Here is a 15,736-nt window from a genome sequence, read left to right as displayed (position 1 = left end):
TATCGTGTCCATACTATAGGCAGGAGGTGATTGCATGGAGAATTTTCTGAATGCGACGGCATGGACACTGGCTGAGCCAAAGCCCTATGGACTATTTCATATCGTTATGCTGCTAGTTGGTATCCCTGTGTCTATTGCGCTGGCATGGAAGCTGCGCAGGGTGAGTGATCGCAGCTATCACCGTATATTGTTTGCTATTGCAGTTATTTTACTGCTTTCCGAATTATACAAGCAGCTCTTTCATTTTTATGTTATGGATAACAAAACCTATGACTGGTGGATTTTCCCTTTTCAGCTATGCAGTCTTCCTATGTATCTTTGTGCAATTCTTCCCTTTATGAAAAAAAGCAGATGGCTGATTCCTCTGGAAACCTTCCTGATGGATTTCAATCTGCTTGGCGGTCTTATGGCGCTGCTGGTTCCGGATGGCCTCATGCATCCTTATATCACCTTGACGCTGCATGCCTTTGTCTGGCACTTTCTTCTTCTGTTTGTCGGCTTTTTCATCGGCTTTTCAAGACACGGTGATACCTCTCTTTCAGGGTTTATAAAAACCCTTCCGATTTTACTTATCTGCATAGGAGCTGCCACACTGCTCAATGTTTTATTTCATTCCTACGGGGATATCAATATGTTTTATATCAGTCCTTACAAAATCACTACCCAGCCTGTATTCTCTCAAATTATGAAGCGTACCGGCATATGGATAGGCAATCTCCTTTATATCACGGCAATGTGTATCGCTTCCTTTCTCATTCACAGAATGTTTGCCACGATTCGTCGAAGCTGCGAGAAATGAGCCGATACCCTCCATCTGTACAAAGCTTCCACACCTCATCACTATTCAAACGGTTATGTAAGACACGCTGTACATTGCAGCGATCACTTTTTTCATAAAAAACCTCTGCCTGCTCATTGCTTAGCCCGCCGCGGCTTTTTCTGTCAATGAGTCTGTCACGCAGCAGGTTTTCCTCCGCTTGAATAAACACACAATAGTCGCATAGTGCAGAAAGGGAGCGATAGGGTTTCTCGTCCAACAGAAGATAATTACCTTCCACAAGAAGAATACTGCCTGTAATATGCAGCCTATGCTTCAGCGGCTCATGCAGATTACGGTCATATACCGGCCACCAGGTATCGCTTCCTTTTGTTTCCTTTATCAATGCATACATTGCTTCTGCATCAAATGTTTCCGGAGCACCTTTTAGTTCCTTTAGTTTTTTTCCATCCTGAAAATGGTTATCGAGCCAGGCATTCGTATAATGAAATCCATCCATACCGGCATACTGCATATCCATACAGCCCAATTCTCTGGCGAACTGACAGAGTGCTATCGCAAGTGTGGATTTCCCTGTTGCAGGAGGAGCCGCCAGAAAGACTATGAGTCTTTTTCCTGATTCCTTTTGCAGCTGTATGACATGTTGAAGAAATGGCATAAATACTGTTTTGATATCCTCTTCCTTGTATTTTGCCTGTATGTCATACCCATTCACGTTGATTGTTAACATTCGTATGCCCATCGTATCACCCTTCTTTTCATTATAAGGGGTTTTTGATTATTTTCAAAGTAAATACTTAGATCTTTTTATATTGCATGCAGCTCTCATTTTATGCAAAAAGACTTGCCTGAAACAATCTTAATAATGCTTAAATGGAGTTTAATCCCTATAGACGGTATGCTATGATGATTACGGTTGAAATGATTACTGATGATTACACAGCTGTATACAATATATTTTCAGAGGCTGTAGATCGCAGTCAGGTATTCATAGAAAGGAAAATCATGAATTTAGAGAAAAAGTACCGTATTATTAAAATCTCTTTCATCCTCGTATCCTGCTTGTTTTTTACCGTGCTGTATGCCATAGGCACCTATGTCAGTGAACGCAAGGAAGAGCATCGATTCGCAAAAGGTATCCGTGGAACCTATACCAGTGCCGATAGCTTTACGAATATCAGTCTGGATGATGAGGATCAGCTTTATTATTTATCTGGTGATCGTGTATCTCATGGTACATATAAAAAGCTTAATGAACAGGTTTTCAAGCTGCTATCCGGGCATTTGAAGGATGCCTACATCGTTAAGGATTCCAATGGCGATATCATTCTTATCGAACAGGATACGTCTGCCGCCAGATTTAAAAAATACGATAATCATATTACCATTGTATCGGAATGAGAAATCTAAACTGCATGATTGCATGCGTATGTTTTCACAGACCGCATGCAGAAGGGAGATATCTCCTTTTTTGCTTACAGCTGTTTTTATACGATTTGGAATCAGTGGATATGAATTGTAAGCCGCTTCTAATTCGTGTATAATAATGCAGTATGCGAAACGGAGGGATTTTTGAATGGAAGTTATGAAGAAATTTATAAGCTATTATAAGCCATATAAGACTGTGTTCTTTCTTGATATGTTCTGTGCACTTGTGATAAGTGCGGTTGATCTTGCATTTCCGCAGATTCTGAGCTATCTGAATACTACATTTTATATTCAACCAAAGGATATGATTATGGACAGTCTGCTTCTGCTTGGGGCAGGACTGCTTGTGATGTATATCGTTCGTGCAATCTGCCGGTATTATGTAACAGCGCAGGGACATATTATGGGAGCACGTATGGAGAGCGATATGCGTCAGGATCTGTTTGATCAGTTTGAGCGCCTGTCCTTCTCCTATTATGACCGTAACAATACCGGGGAAATGATGAGCAAGCTGGTTTCTGATTTGTTTGATATTTCAGAATTCGCGCATCACGGACCGGAAAATGTATTTATCTCGCTATTGAAAATTATCGGTTCCTTTCTGTTGCTGCTGTACATCCACGTACCGCTGACCCTGATTCTGATTGCGGTAACGCTGGTCATGCTGATTTTCAGTATGCTTCAGAATAAGAAAATGCAGGCAACCTTTATGGATAACCGCCGTAAGATTGCCGGTGTCAATGCAAGTCTGCAGGATTCTCTGGCCGGTATCCGTGTTGTCAAATCCTTCGCCAATGAAGACATTGAGCGTGATAAATTTTCTCACAGCAATCAGCTGTTTCTGCAATCCAAGACGAATAACTATTACCGGATGGGACTGTTTCATGCAGGAAATAATTTCTTTCAGGGGATGCTGTACCTGACGATTCTGGTTGCGGGTGGATATTTTATTGCCAACGGAACACTCGATCCAATTTCTCTTGCGACCTATGCCCTGTATATCAACATCTTTGTTGCTCCGATTGAGGTGCTTGTTGAATTTACAGAGATGTTTCAAAAGGGCTATTCCGGGTTTAAACGATTCCTTGAAGTCATTGAAACAGAGCCGGATATTCAGGATGCACCGGATGCACAGGAGCTGAAGAATGTTCAGGGTGTCATAGATTATGATCATGTGACCTTCTCTTATAATGAGGAAGAGCATGTTTTGGATGATGTTTCTATACATATCGAAGCAGGCCGTTCCATTGCTCTGGTTGGACCAAGCGGCGGAGGGAAAACGACAATCTGTTCCCTGCTTCCAAGGTTTTATGATGTGAAGAACGGAGCTGTGCGTGTGGATGGTCAGGATATTCGAACGCTGACACTGGAAAGCCTTCGCAAGGCAATCGGTATCGTTCAGCAGGATGTATATCTGTTTACCGGAAGTGTAAAAGAAAACATTGCATATGGAAAACCCGGATGCACGGATGAGGAAATTTTCGAAGCAGCCAAAAAGGCAAATATTCATGATTTCATTATGGGACTGCCGGATGGCTATGATACCTATGTCGGTGAGCGTGGCACACGACTGTCCGGAGGACAGAAGCAGCGCATCAGTATTGCCCGCGTCTTCCTGAAGGATCCAAGAATATTGATTCTGGATGAGGCCACAAGTGCACTGGATAATGAAAGTGAACGGCATATTCAGAAAAGTCTGGAAGAGCTGGCAAAAAACAGAACCTGTATCACAATTGCGCACCGTCTTTCCACCATACGCAATGCAGATGAAATTATCGTTATATCTGAAAACGGCATGGAAGAAAGAGGAACACACAATGAACTGCTTGCGAAGGGCGGCACCTATGCCAGTTATTATCATATGCAGTTTGAAGGTCTGGATTTTGATGAACAGACTCGTGAAACACTACATTCCAGACAATAGAAAAAGCACGGTTGTGAAAAATCGTGCTTTTTTCTTGTTCTGCTGTTCAGCCAATATATCGATATATACGAATGTTCACAGGTGTTAACGCCATGCCTTACGGCAGTCTGGAATAATGCACATGCACCAGCTTTTTCCCCTGCGGATAGCTGCGGTAAATCTGTGTTTCCCTTCCCTTGTTCATGATATGTTCCCCGCTGTCCTTCATCGTCGCATACAGCGTCCAGTAAAAGCGTACAATTGTAATATCACAGAATTCCTGAACCTTAACATCATCCTGTTGAAGGTCGCGCGTTTCATACTGAGCCATCGCTCCGTGATAAAAGGAAGCAAGGATAGCATCCAGTCCTTCCACTTCCCCTTTTGGAAATATCATGGAGCATTCATCCTGATCACTCCACACCTCACGAATCAGCGAATCACTGCAGGTATTGACGGATTGTATATAGCTTTTTAATTCTTTCATAGTAACCACCTCACCTCACCATAAATCCTACACGCAGCTGAAAGGATTGCAAGAGCAAATATAAAAAGCTTATGCTTTTTGTTCGGTATCAAACAGATATTTTCTGATTTCTTCAAGACTGTTACAGCTTTTCAGCATGTGCGTCTGCTCATCATCAGAGACAATCCGTACAATGCGGCGAAATATTTTACTGTATTCCGTACTGATATCCTCACCGATGGCCGCAAAGAATACAAGATCAACAAGCTGATCATCCCATGTGATCGTATGATCGAGTTTGATAATTAAAATAACGGAATTCTTCACTGCTTTTTTCGTACCGTGAGGGACTGCAACACCACGTCCGATTGCTGTTGAAGAATACTGAATACGATCATAAACCGACGCCTCAAACGCTTCTGTAACATATCCGTTATCCTCCAGATATGTGCAGTATTTATGAATGAGACTTCTGCGATTTTCACAGCTGTCCTGAAAATAAGAAAGATAGCTGTCAAACTTTGTGCGAAGCTCCAGCGTATGCTTGATTTCTCTTGCAAAAATCCAATGACGAATCTGCGAACAGGATGCTTCTGTAAACAAGTGATCGATATTTATAATATTGGAAGCATGCAGACGGTTCGTTGTAGCATTCAATATAAGATCATGCTGGTGCCCCGTTTCTTTTTTCATTTCATCACTGCCTATAATGTTCACAATTTCTATTTCACGAAAGGATGTTTCAACCATGCTTTTAATATAGGATTCAAAGGTGATTCCGGCATCACAGATCAATAAACAGCGTATGGAACGGATATTCCTGGAGCGGTTTAAGGCTCCGACGATATGCAAACAGATAAAGCCAAGCTCATTGGCGTCAAAATAGATGTGTTCCCTTTCCTCTATCTTATCAATCGTTGTCATGATTGCGACATAGACCTCCGTGTATTTCGTTTTGATTGCTTCCAGCAGAGGATTCTCACTTGAGATACCATACTTCATTCTCCGGATTGCCGGCTTCATATGATTGCAAAGGTTTTGTTTGAGCTGTTTATCTTCTGACAGATCGACATTCAGACGTTCCGATACCAGATAAATGAATCTATCCAGCATGGCACTGTCCAGCTCCTGAAACTGTTCCTGGTTTTGCTGCTTGCGGGTTGAAAGAATCACCCGTTCCAGATAATATATTTCCTCTTCGGGTAGGCTTACATGAAATGTCTGCTCCATTTTCAGCTTCATGATGGTGGCTACATAATATTCCTGTAGATCAGTGCTGATGGTTGTCTGCTTTTGAACTGACCTGTCAATCTGACAGCGCGTAAGTAATATACAGCATTTGAGAATCAGCATACCGAAATCATAATCACAATAATGAGTATTCAGATTGATTTCCGATGATTTTACAATCGGGATAATCATACGAATCATCTGAACATCAAATACCATTTTCATTTTTTCATATAATGCATCCGGCAGACGGACATCCAGATCATTATGCTGATATCCCTGCACCGGAAGAGTGTCTACAAAACGGTAAAAAAGATTTCGGATATCCTCTTCGTGTCCTTCCAGAGACAGACCATAGTTTGAACGTTTTCGAAGTCTGCAGTCATAGTTCTCAGCAAGTCTCTCAGCTTCCTCAAGAACAGTGGTCAGTGAGGACTTTGAACGGTATAATGCATCTGCAAGATCCTCCATACGGATCGCATCCCTATAAGTTAAAAGCATATGCAAAACCGTATGCAAATCATTTTCCTTTTCCAAGGGGACAGATGTCTCAAAGCGATTTTTTTGAAGCAGCCGGTAAATCGCCTCTCTCTGTTTTTGTGTACAGTGAAGACGTATTCCGATGTTCGGTTTTTTTATCAGCTCGGCACCATGAAGGAGCTGTAGAAAACTGGTATCCTGCAAATCGCTGTGTATCGTTCGTGAAGATACTGCGACCTGTTCTGCAAGCTCTGCCACAGTCTGAAAATTCTGTTCCTCTACAAGTATATTCAGAAGTTCCATCCACCTTTGTGTTTTTTTCATGATAAGCCTCCAGTTCACTGTCCTTTTTTTTATCACCCATTATAGTATGCCAAGAGCCTTCCATACGGTATCTATCTCGATCCTGCGGAAAAGATACAGATTTAATTTCTGCTTTTCTTTCGGAACGCATACCGAAGGTGAGAGCTGTATGCCGAAAATAAACAGCATCTGATATCCGCTTTCTTCCATAGAAATTATATCATAATTTCTATATACAGCTGTCTGGAAAAAATTGCAGGAATACCTGTAGATGTTGAAAAAAGGAAGTGCCGTGCTCTATTGATTGTTGAAGACAGCGGTTGATATAGTAAAGGTGCAAGGAGGAACAGCAATGAAGAAAACAGCACATTGTATTCATCATACACATTGGGATCTAATCTGGTATTTCACAGCACAGGATGCAACCGTTCAGCTGTGCTATAATATGAAGGAGATGCTGGAAGGCTTTCGAAGCGGAAGAATTACAGATTTCTTTTTCGACGGACAGAGTGCGCCGATGGATGAATACAGAAAGCTTCACCCGGAGGACGAAGCATACATACGAACTCTCGTAACGGAAAAAAAGCTCGTAATCGGACCCTTTCACTCGCAGCTTGACTGCTTTATCTGCAATGGTGAATCTGTCATCAACAACCTGAGACTCGGCATGCAGTCTGCCGAAAATCTCGGATATGTTTCCAGGGTTGCATATCTGCCGGATTCCTTTGGACATTCCTGGGATTTTCCCAAGATATTTCATCAGTTTGGAATTAAGGATTTTGTCATAACACGCGGTGTTGGAGATGATTATAAGCTTGGCAGCGAATTTTACATGAAATCAAATGACGGCAGTGAGCTGCTGGTATGCACAATGATTGCAGGCTATGGATACGGATGCTATGCATTCCGTAATGGTACATTGTTTGATGAATCAGCTCTTGACTACAATAAAATCAGTGTACAAAGTCTGATTGACCGGCTCCTGTCCTATTCCACACTGGATCACGAATTTGTATTTCCGCTGGGCTTTGATCAAAATCCGGCAATGCTGGATATACCAAAACGAATAGCAGAGTATAACGCACAGCAAACAGACATTGCATTTGTATCAACAACATGGCAGAACTTCTGCAATCGTGTAAGAGAACATGGTCACAATTTAAAATGCCATGAGCATGAACTGTTCTCGACGCAGTATCATCGGGTTCACCGTTCCATTTTCTCCGCACGCGCAGATATCAAAGCACTGCAGGATGCCTGTGAGCGAAAAATCACATACGGTCTTCAGCCTCTTATGTCCATGCTGGATGCACAGGGTATCCCGTATGACCACGGACTGATCGATGAAATATGGAATCGTCTGCTGCGCTGCCAGACACATTCCTCTGCGACACTGACAGATGAAACAAATGATTATATTCAGCAGGAAACACAGAATGCTTACAATCTGATAACCTCTCAAACGGTATTTCTGATGAAGCTGCTTTCTCTTTCTGTACAGAAGAAGGAGGATGGATATCCGCTGCTGGTATGCAATACGCTGCCAAATACAAGAACACAGACACTGCATACAACTGTACAGACTGGAAAACCTGATTTCCGAATCCTTCTGGATGGAAAGGAGCTGCCGTATACGCGTGCAGAGACAGTAAAAAAGAACTGTGGTGTTTTACGTAAAGATATCCGTGATATGGATCCTAAGGGCTATTTCTATGAAACAGAAATCATATTGCAGATTGATCATATGAAGGGCTTTTCCTATCGCACATTGTATATTCAGGATATTGATCAGCCATCTGTCAGCTATGAACTGGCGCAGGTTCCTTATATTGAAAATAACCGTTTCCGTATTCACAAGGATGAAGAGGGTGTACATATCTTTGATTACAGGAGTCATAGGGAGCATCGCAGCGCTATCTATCTGGAGGAATCCGGGGATGAGGGAGACAGCTTTGACTATTCTCCTCCAGAATATGACTGGATTCTTACAGATTACTTTGAACATGCAGAAGTTTCCTGCGTACAGAATATGACTTACAGCTGCATGACCCTGACAGGTACCATGGAGATACCTCAGAATCTGAAGAATAGAAAAGATAGAATACGAAATTCCGGTATGCGATATAAAATTAAGCTTGAGCTGATAGATAAGAATAGTATCCGTATTTCGGGAACGATTGATAATCATGCAATGGATCATCGTGTACGTCTGGTTTTCACCGGACAGGCACCGCATACGTATTCACTTGCAGGGACACAATACAGCTACATCAAACGCGAAAGCACTCCGGCAGCTTTAAAGAACTGGAAGGCGGATGGCTGGTTTGAAGAGCCCAGTCCAACATGGCCGTTATTGAATTATGTATCGGTAGAGGATGATGAAGTCATGACTGTTATGACGAAAAGCAGTAAGGAATATGAGCTGATAGACGAAGGTAACAAGGATATCGCTGTAGTATTGTTTCGTTCCTATGGTGCTATGGGCTATCCGGATCTGCATCGTCGTCCAGGCAGGCCCAGCGGTCTGGACTACATGATATTCCAAACACCGAAATGTCAGATGCTGAAAGAAAGCAGCTTTGATCTGGCCTTAACGTGGTATGAAAGCTATGACGGTAATCGTATCTGCCAAGATTACATTCAATATGCCTGCCCGCAACTCTGTTTTGAAGGACAGCATTTTGATAAGTCCGTGCATCCGATATCCTATTTTCCTACCAATCCACCAGAGCAGAGACTTCCGGATTCCTGGAGCTTTCTGAATATGGATGAGCTTCAGGGCTGCTTCGGATCATTGGTGAAGGAAAAAGATTACTGGCTGCTTCGTCTGTATAACAATGAAATAGAGCCGGTATCCTGCGGCATAATACATAGTGATGAAGCGCTTGTTTACACACTGACGACACTGAATCATACAATACACAAACCGCTGTCCAATGAGCTGGAGCCTCTGCGTAAGGGTGAGCTCAGAATGATACAGATAGAAAGAACATAAAGGAGGACTTGTTTATGAAACGCATTATCGGAGTATGTGCCTGCCCGGCAGGAATTGCCCATACGTATATGGCCGCTGAGAATCTGGAGCGGCAGGGTAAGAAACTGGGCTTTCAGGTAAAAATTGAAACAAATGGTTCCGGAGGTGTAGAGAACCGATTATGTGAGGAAGATATTAAGGAAGCAGACTACGTTATCATTGCGGCAGATACCCGTGTGGAAATGGAGCGCTTCAGAGGGAAAAAGCTTCTGGAGGTTTCTGTAACAGATGCCGTTAGAAAAGTAGAAAGCGTATATGAAAAACTGAATGATGCACTAAAAGAATATTAAATGAAAAAGAGGAGAAAATTATGAATTGGAAAAAAAGCTATAATCATCTGATGTCCGGTGTTTCTTACTTCCTGCCATTTGTTGTAGGTGGTGGAATTATGCTGGCATGTGCCTATCTGTTTGATTTTCAGAATGCCAACACAGCGACCTTCGGCTCATCCAATGTTTTCGTTTCCTGGCTGAATCAGATTGGCGGGCTGGCTATGGGGTATATGTTTCCGATTATGGGAGCTTATATTGCCTATTCCATAGCGGATCGGCCGGGACTGCTGACCGGTATGGTAGCCGGTGCTTTGGCAGCAAACGGCGGCTCCAGTTTTCTTGGCGCTGTGATCGGCGGCTTCGCAGCGGGTTATATCATTCTCGGTTTGAAAAAGTTGACTGCCGGGATACCTCGATCTATGGAGGGAATCAAAACACTGCTGATATTCCCGATACTGGGGCTTGCATTAACAAGTCTTGCCATGCTGGCAATCAATTCCGTCGTTGCCCCTGTCAGCAATGCGCTTACAGATTTCCTGTCCAGTCTCAGCGGTACAAATGCTGCACTGCTTGGGGCAGTAATCGGCGGTATGCTGGCACTTGATCTTGGCGGTCCCATCAACAAAACTGCATATCTGTTCTCTGTTGCAACACTGACTGCAGCAGATGGAGGAACCGTACCGTCTGTTGTCATGGCTTCCTGTGGCTGCAGTGCCATGGTAATTGCTACAAGCTGTGCTGTCGCCTGTACGCTGTTTCCTAAAAAGTTCAGCGAAAATTTACGGGGGGCAAAAATTGCTGCATATATTATGGGACTCAGTTTCTTTGTTGAAGGAGCCATTCCCTTTGTAGCAGACCGGCCTAAGAAAATTCTTCCTTCCTTATGTGTTGGAGCAGCAGTAACAGGAGCCTTGGTAGCCATGTTTGGAATTACACTATCTGCACCGATTGGCGGTCTGGAAACATTGCTTCTTGTCAGCAATATCCCATTATATCTGTTATCGTTTGCAGCAGGAACAGCAGTTGCTGTCTGTATGATTTATTTCTTTATCAGAAATGAACCGGATCAGGAGTAAGACATGAAGTTGATCAATGAGAATCTGATTCTCCTTGATATGAATCTGCAGTCCAAGGATGATATTATTTCCTGCATTGCGGATACACTGGAGAATAATCAGCGGCTGTGTGATAAGCAGCAATATATAGACGATGTTTATTCAAGAGAGGACGAAATATCTACAGCCATGGGCTCCAGCATCGCTATACCGCATGCATTGTCATTGGGCGTCAGGCATACATCTCTGGTCTTTCTTCGACTACAAAATCCAATTCAATGGGATGATGATCAGGTTCAGATGGTATTCGGTATTGCTGTACGCAAGGAAAACAGCGGGAATGAGCATCTTAGAATCCTTTCCAACCTGGCAAGAAAGCTGATGGATTTGGGATTTACAAATGCGCTTCTTCATTCAGACAATCCGGACGGCTGTCTGCAGCTGCTGGAAGAATGCAGCATTAGCTGAAGATAAAACTACAGCTTTGCATGTTACATAATCAGTAAAAGATAGGAAGTAGCTTAGAAACAGGTCAACGGCACCTGTTTCTTTTTTTCAAAATGCTTCTCTTCTTTGTTCAGGAACACAGGTGTAAACAGAAAAAAGATCATAGCCATGATCCTTTTATAATGTTATCTGCACAATTTCCCCATCAGCCGTTTCTACATCAACGATGGTTAATCCCCTGTATTCCTTACTGAAATGCTTTAGAAGCCGCATCATCTTTCTTGTGGTCTCCTTATCCATTGTCCATGCTATTTCCGTATTCTCCTGTATTTTCTTTCTAATCACTGTACAGGTGAGCGTATTATAAAGCATGCTATCGGGAATGCGAAGATTTAGACGGCAGGACTGTGCATGAATCCGTATCTTCATGCTATTCGACAATCACTTCGACATGATCTCCGTTTGCAGAATCGACTTCTACAAGCTTCCCGATCACACCACTCTCTATCAGCTGCATAATCATTCCCAGATCGATTTTCTGCATCATTGGATTGTCTGTCATCTGCGGGATGTCCAGCCCCATATCTCTGGCCATTTTTACCAGAGCCAGCGGCAGGTTGACACGTACTCTGTCTCCATTCTCTGAATCCACATACACTCTCAAAAACATCTGTTCGATATCCTTTCGCTTATCTTCCGGAAGCAGTTCGACTGTCTGCACCTTTTCTTTTAGAAAATCATCCAGAGAAATATGGAAGAAGTCTGACAGCTCAATCAATACTGGAAGATCCGGCATAGAAAGATCATTCTCCCATTTTGATACAGCCTGCGGCGAAACTCCCATTTTATCTGCAAGCTCATCCTGTGTCATACCCCTTGCTTTTCTCAATTCACTTATTTTGGTTCCTAATGCTTTCATATAGTGTTCCACCTTTCTTCACACCCTCATTATAGAAATGATTCCTTCCTAAAGGAAGATAGAGCTGGTTGAATGTCACAACTGCTCGTTGTCTGCTTCTCAACCAATAGTAGAATTCCCCATATTTCCTTTTACAACAGCCTTTTACATTATATTCGTATCAACACACTTATCTGTCATGCAATCTATTCCTTAAAATCTTATGGAAGAACTTCCATTGCATATATGCAATCTTGCTGCTGTCATCTTCAGTGCCTGCATAGTTCACACATCAAAATAATTATCTATAAAGTTTTCTGTATCATAATAACAAGGGCACAAAGCATCTCCTTTGGAAAAAGGCATGCAATACTTAAGAACAGCCGCATTCCCTCTTCCTTTTGGCTCATATGACGCTGTTTGCAGTTTCACAGAGAATCGATGATTCAGCTATTCCTCTTATGCTATAGAAAGAGATAAAAGAAAGGATATGGTCATGCATTGATCATATCCTCTACCTTCAGCTTCTGATTCTGTTCATCCTTTTCTGACAGGATGACACTGCCGCTTTGCAGTGATTTCTGTACATCGATGATTCTCTGATTCCGGCTTCCCTTAAAGACAAGACGGTAATCCTTCCGCTCATTCACAAACTTACCGTCAACCAGCACATCAAGTTGCACAAGCAGCCTTTTCCTACGCTCATCCGCAAGAAGCTCTTCATAGGTGAACCCGCTGTAAGCCCAGATGTTCAGCTGTTTTTCCTTTGCCGTTCTTACGATTTCCAGCAATGGATCAACCTGCAGAAACGGCTCTCCACCTGAAAGTGTCAGACCGCTCTGCAGCTGTGCATCACGAATCTGCTGCTGCAGCTGTTCCACGGAATACAGGGTGCCGCCTTCCGTATCCCAGGTTTGCGGATTGTGACAGTTTGGGCAGTGATGTCTGCACCCCTGCGTCCAGATAACCATACGAACACCGGGACCATCTACAAAGCTGTCCTCCTGCATAGGGGAAGCCAGTCGGATGGTTTTGTTATCCATGCTTTACACGATCCCGTTCTTCAGATGCCTTTGCATCATTGAAACGGTCTACCGTACCTACCAGATAACCGGTAATACGGCGAATTTTCTCAAACTTATATTCTTCCTCACGCTCGTCTCTTCCGCATTTTGGACAGACATGCCCTTCAATTACACCACTGTAGCCGCAGCATGGATCACGGTCTACCGGATGGTTGATGCTGCCGTAACCGATTCCCGCATCCTTCATACAGCGAACGATGGATTCAAATGCTTCCAGATTATTGGTAGGATCTCCATCCACTTCCACATAGGAGATATGTCCGCCGTTTGTGAATTCATGATAAGGAGCTTCCTTCTGAATCTTCTTAAATGCTGTTATGTGATAGTATACCGGTACATGGAAGGAATTTGTATAGTAATCCCGATCTGTAACACCCGGTATGATACCGTAGATTTTCTTATCAATCCGTGTAAATCTTCCAGACAGACCTTCTGCAGGAGTTGCAATAAGAGAGAAGTTCAGACCGTATTTCTCTGTAGCTTCATCACACATTTCACGCATATGCCCTACGATTTTCAGACCGAGCTTCTGCGCTTCTTCACTTTCTCCGTGATGTTCTCCGATCAGCGCCTTTAAACATTCCGCCAGACCGATGAAACCAATCGTCAGCGTTCCCTGCTTGATGATTTCCTCCAGCGTATCCTCCCAGCTCAGATTCTCACTGCCGATCCAGACACCCTGTCCCATTAGGAACGGGAAGTTTTTCACTTTCTTTCTTCCCTGAATTTCCAGACGCTCCAGCAGCTGCTGAATAACGATTTCCATCTTTTCATCCAGCTCATTAAAGAAAGCAGCCTCATTGAAATCACCATTTACAGCAACTCCGTGCTTGATTCCAAGACGCGGCAGGTTGATGGAGGTAAAGGAGTTGTTTCCTCTTCCTGTCGCAATTTCCGGACCGTTGATATTTCCCATAACGCGGGTACGGCATCCCATATAGGTTGTTTCTGTTTCCGGATGTCCTTCCTTGTAATACTGTTTGTTGAACGGAGCATCCATAAAGCTGAAATTCGGAAACAGACGTTTTGCGGATACACGCATTGCTAGCTTAAACAAGTCGTAGTTAGGATCCTCAGGATTATAGTTAATGCCTTCCTTAACCTTGAAAATCAGAATCGGGAAAATCGGTGTTTCTCCGTTCCCCAAACCTGCTTCCTGTGCCAGCATCAGATTTTCACTGATCAGTCTACCCTCCGGTGTCATATCCGTACCGAAGTTTATACTGGAAAACGGTACCTGTGCACCGGCACGTGAATGCATGGTGTTCAGATTATGTACAAAGGCTTCCATTGCCTGATAGGTTTTTCTTCTTGTGGCAACGTTTGCTTCTTTATAAGCGAATTTATTGATCAGCTCGATTTGTTCCTCACCAAGACCGAAGGTTTCCTTCAGCATGGCATTCAGGCTGTTCAGGAAGCTGTCGTCCATGATCATAGCTGCAGTTTTTCCTGTTTCCTTCTCCACTGCCTTGAACGATTCTCTCACATCAGCATCCAGATTGATAAACAGCTCCAGCGCTTTGTTGAGATTACTGATATATTCCTTGCGGAAGGTTTTTGCGACACCCTTTGCCAGGTAGAAATCAAAGGCAGGTATACTCTGACCGCCATGCTGATCGTTCTGGTTACTCTGGATTGCGATTGCCGCAAGAGCTGCATAGCTGGTGATATCCTGCGGTTCACGCAGATGCCCGTGACCGGTTGAAAAACCGCCGTCAAACAGCTTTTCCAAATCAATCTGACAGCAGGTCAGCGTCCCCATATTCATAAAATCCATATCATGAATATGGATATCTCCGTTTTCATGAAGCGCCGCATGCTGCGGATTCATCAGCTGACTCATACAGAATTCCTTGGATACAGCACTTCCGTACTGCAGCATGGTACCCATTGCCGTATTTCCGTCAATATTGGCATTCTCACGCTTGATATCCGCATCGTTGCTGTCCGCAAACGTAATTTCCTCAATGGATTTCATCAGTCTTGTCTTCATGCTGCGGATTCTTGTACGTTCTGCACGATACAGGATATATGCTTCACTGGTTCTCGCATGACCGGTTTCAATCAATACCTTAATAACTGCATCCTGCACATTTTCCACGGTTGGTGTTGTGCCCTGGTATGTATTATTCAGAAGATTTACGACTTTCTCCGTCAGTATTTCCGCTGTTTCATAATCTGCTTTGCTGCCTTCCTCCTGTGCTACTCTGCTTGCTGCCAGGAAAATAGCTCTTGTGATTTTTTCTGGAGAGAAATGTATTTCACGTCCGTCCCTTTTCTTAATGCTAGTGATCATAGAATCCTCCTTAACCTAGAACAATGACAATAGAAAATACACGCGGCATTTACGTGTATTC

At 43.2% G+C, this 15,736-nt stretch carries 14 protein-coding genes; 7 read left to right on the top strand and 7 right to left on the bottom strand.

The features are described from left to right. Nucleotides 1–34: 34 nt before the first annotated feature. Nucleotides 35–799: a hypothetical protein gene (locus ACESPQ_RS11005; RefSeq protein WP_373144353.1), complete on the top strand. Its 765-nt coding sequence runs from the start codon at nt 35–37 to the stop codon at nt 797–799. Here ACESPQ_RS11005 and ACESPQ_RS11000 read toward each other — a convergent pair. Continuing rightward, complete coding sequence (locus tag ACESPQ_RS11000; protein ID WP_002606729.1) at nt 753–1,520, bottom strand: nucleoside/nucleotide kinase family protein; 768 nt, start codon at nt 1,518–1,520, stop codon at nt 753–755. The two genes, ACESPQ_RS11005 and ACESPQ_RS11000, sit on opposite strands and share 47 nt — an antisense overlap. Nucleotides 1,521–1,783: 263 nt before the next feature. Between ACESPQ_RS11000 and ACESPQ_RS10995 the strand changes: the two genes are divergently transcribed. Together ACESPQ_RS10995 and ACESPQ_RS10990 are read left to right on the top strand one after the other, a co-directional pair. Further along, nucleotides 1,784–2,179 (top strand): hypothetical protein, encoded by a 396-nt coding sequence (locus ACESPQ_RS10995; RefSeq protein ID WP_233108895.1) that lies wholly within the window; start codon nt 1,784–1,786, stop codon nt 2,177–2,179. 175 nt (nt 2,180–2,354) lie between these two features. Beyond that, on the top strand, nt 2,355–4,130 hold the full coding sequence (locus ACESPQ_RS10990; RefSeq protein WP_373144352.1) for an ABC transporter ATP-binding protein: 1,776 nt from the start codon (nt 2,355–2,357) through the stop codon (nt 4,128–4,130). Nucleotides 4,131–4,227: 97 nt separating this feature from the next. Here the strand turns inward: ACESPQ_RS10990 and ACESPQ_RS10985 are convergent, their stop codons facing one another. Both ACESPQ_RS10985 and ACESPQ_RS10980 read right to left on the bottom strand, forming a co-directional pair. Further along, entirely contained in the window at nt 4,228–4,596 is a 369-nt protein-coding gene (locus tag ACESPQ_RS10985) for a nuclear transport factor 2 family protein (RefSeq protein ID WP_002606726.1), read from the bottom strand. Between the two features lie 69 nt (nt 4,597–4,665). After that, complete coding sequence (locus ACESPQ_RS10980; RefSeq protein ID WP_118002965.1) at nt 4,666–6,609, bottom strand: BglG family transcription antiterminator; 1,944 nt, start codon at nt 6,607–6,609, stop codon at nt 4,666–4,668. Nucleotides 6,610–6,940: 331 nt separating this feature from the next. Between ACESPQ_RS10980 and ACESPQ_RS10975 the strand changes: the two genes are divergently transcribed. Genes ACESPQ_RS10975 through ACESPQ_RS10960 form a run of 4 tightly spaced genes read left to right on the top strand, consistent with a single transcriptional unit; the run spans nt 6,941 to nt 11,417 of the window. After that, nucleotides 6,941–9,583 carry a PTS fructose transporter subunit IIA gene (locus ACESPQ_RS10975; protein WP_373144351.1) on the top strand — a complete coding sequence of 881 codons (2,643 nt, stop codon included), beginning with the start codon at nt 6,941–6,943 and terminating at the stop codon, nt 9,581–9,583. A 14-nt stretch (nt 9,584–9,597) separates the two neighbouring features. Further along, complete coding sequence (locus ACESPQ_RS10970) at nt 9,598–9,912, top strand: PTS fructose transporter subunit IIB (protein WP_109771536.1); 315 nt, start codon at nt 9,598–9,600, stop codon at nt 9,910–9,912. A 20-nt stretch (nt 9,913–9,932) separates the two neighbouring features. Then, entirely contained in the window at nt 9,933–10,970 is a 1,038-nt protein-coding gene (locus tag ACESPQ_RS10965) for a PTS fructose transporter subunit IIC (protein ID WP_373144350.1), read from the top strand. Nucleotides 10,971–10,973: 3 nt separating this feature from the next. Continuing rightward, a complete protein-coding gene (locus ACESPQ_RS10960) occupies nt 10,974–11,417 on the top strand; it encodes a PTS sugar transporter subunit IIA (RefSeq protein WP_002606721.1) in 444 nt (147 codons plus the stop codon). Between the two features lie 156 nt (nt 11,418–11,573). Here ACESPQ_RS10960 and ACESPQ_RS10955 read toward each other — a convergent pair whose 3' ends face one another. The 4 genes from ACESPQ_RS10955 to ACESPQ_RS10940 all read right to left on the bottom strand — a co-directional run bounded on the left by ACESPQ_RS10955 (nt 11,574) and on the right by ACESPQ_RS10940 (nt 15,675). Next, a complete protein-coding gene (locus tag ACESPQ_RS10955) occupies nt 11,574–11,825 on the bottom strand; it encodes a hypothetical protein (RefSeq protein WP_257327379.1) in 252 nt (83 codons plus the stop codon). A 1-nt stretch (nt 11,826) separates the two neighbouring features. Then, nucleotides 11,827–12,315 (bottom strand): helix-turn-helix domain-containing protein, encoded by a 489-nt coding sequence (locus ACESPQ_RS10950; protein ID WP_002606719.1) that lies wholly within the window; start codon nt 12,313–12,315, stop codon nt 11,827–11,829. Nucleotides 12,316–12,788: 473 nt separating this feature from the next. Continuing rightward, entirely contained in the window at nt 12,789–13,337 is a 549-nt protein-coding gene (gene nrdG, locus ACESPQ_RS10945) for an anaerobic ribonucleoside-triphosphate reductase activating protein (RefSeq protein ID WP_257334070.1), read from the bottom strand. Continuing rightward, nucleotides 13,330–15,675: an anaerobic ribonucleoside triphosphate reductase gene (locus tag ACESPQ_RS10940; RefSeq protein ID WP_257334543.1), complete on the bottom strand. Its 2,346-nt coding sequence runs from the start codon at nt 15,673–15,675 to the stop codon at nt 13,330–13,332. Before ACESPQ_RS10940 ends, nrdG begins: the two co-directional genes overlap by 8 nt. Between the last annotated feature and the right edge of the window lie 61 nt (nt 15,676–15,736).

It is taken from the genome of Clostridium sp. HGF2, from assembly GCF_964240115.1.
In the GTDB taxonomy this organism is placed as follows: domain Bacteria; phylum Bacillota_I; class Bacilli_A; order Erysipelotrichales; family Erysipelotrichaceae; genus Clostridium_AQ; species Clostridium_AQ innocuum.
This window is presented reverse-complemented; position numbering and strand designations above follow the sequence as displayed.

Bases quoted from the DNA above. Each gene is read 5' to 3' on its own strand.
- nrdG (WP_257334070.1), bottom strand. From the start codon at position 13,337: ATGGATAACAAAACCATCCGACTGGCTTCCCCTATGCAGGAGGACAGC.
- ACESPQ_RS10965 (WP_373144350.1), top strand. From the start codon at position 9,933: ATGAATTGGAAAAAAAGCTATAATCATCTGATGTCCGGTGTTTCTTAC.
- ACESPQ_RS10995 (WP_233108895.1), top strand. From the start codon at position 1,784: ATGAATTTAGAGAAAAAGTACCGTATTATTAAAATCTCTTTCATCCTC.
- ACESPQ_RS10955 (WP_257327379.1), bottom strand. From the start codon at position 11,825: ATGAAGATACGGATTCATGCACAGTCCTGCCGTCTAAATCTTCGCATT.
- ACESPQ_RS10980 (WP_118002965.1), bottom strand. From the start codon at position 6,609: ATGAAAAAAACACAAAGGTGGATGGAACTTCTGAATATACTTGTAGAG.
- ACESPQ_RS10990 (WP_373144352.1), top strand. From the start codon at position 2,355: ATGGAAGTTATGAAGAAATTTATAAGCTATTATAAGCCATATAAGACT.
- ACESPQ_RS11005 (WP_373144353.1), top strand. From the start codon at position 35: ATGGAGAATTTTCTGAATGCGACGGCATGGACACTGGCTGAGCCAAAG.
- ACESPQ_RS11000 (WP_002606729.1), bottom strand. From the start codon at position 1,520: ATGGGCATACGAATGTTAACAATCAACGTGAATGGGTATGACATACAG.
- ACESPQ_RS10985 (WP_002606726.1), bottom strand. From the start codon at position 4,596: ATGAAAGAATTAAAAAGCTATATACAATCCGTCAATACCTGCAGTGAT.
- ACESPQ_RS10950 (WP_002606719.1), bottom strand. From the start codon at position 12,315: ATGAAAGCATTAGGAACCAAAATAAGTGAATTGAGAAAAGCAAGGGGT.
- ACESPQ_RS10975 (WP_373144351.1), top strand. From the start codon at position 6,941: ATGAAGAAAACAGCACATTGTATTCATCATACACATTGGGATCTAATC.
- ACESPQ_RS10940 (WP_257334543.1), bottom strand. From the start codon at position 15,675: ATGATCACTAGCATTAAGAAAAGGGACGGACGTGAAATACATTTCTCT.
- ACESPQ_RS10960 (WP_002606721.1), top strand. From the start codon at position 10,974: ATGAAGTTGATCAATGAGAATCTGATTCTCCTTGATATGAATCTGCAG.
- ACESPQ_RS10970 (WP_109771536.1), top strand. From the start codon at position 9,598: ATGAAACGCATTATCGGAGTATGTGCCTGCCCGGCAGGAATTGCCCAT.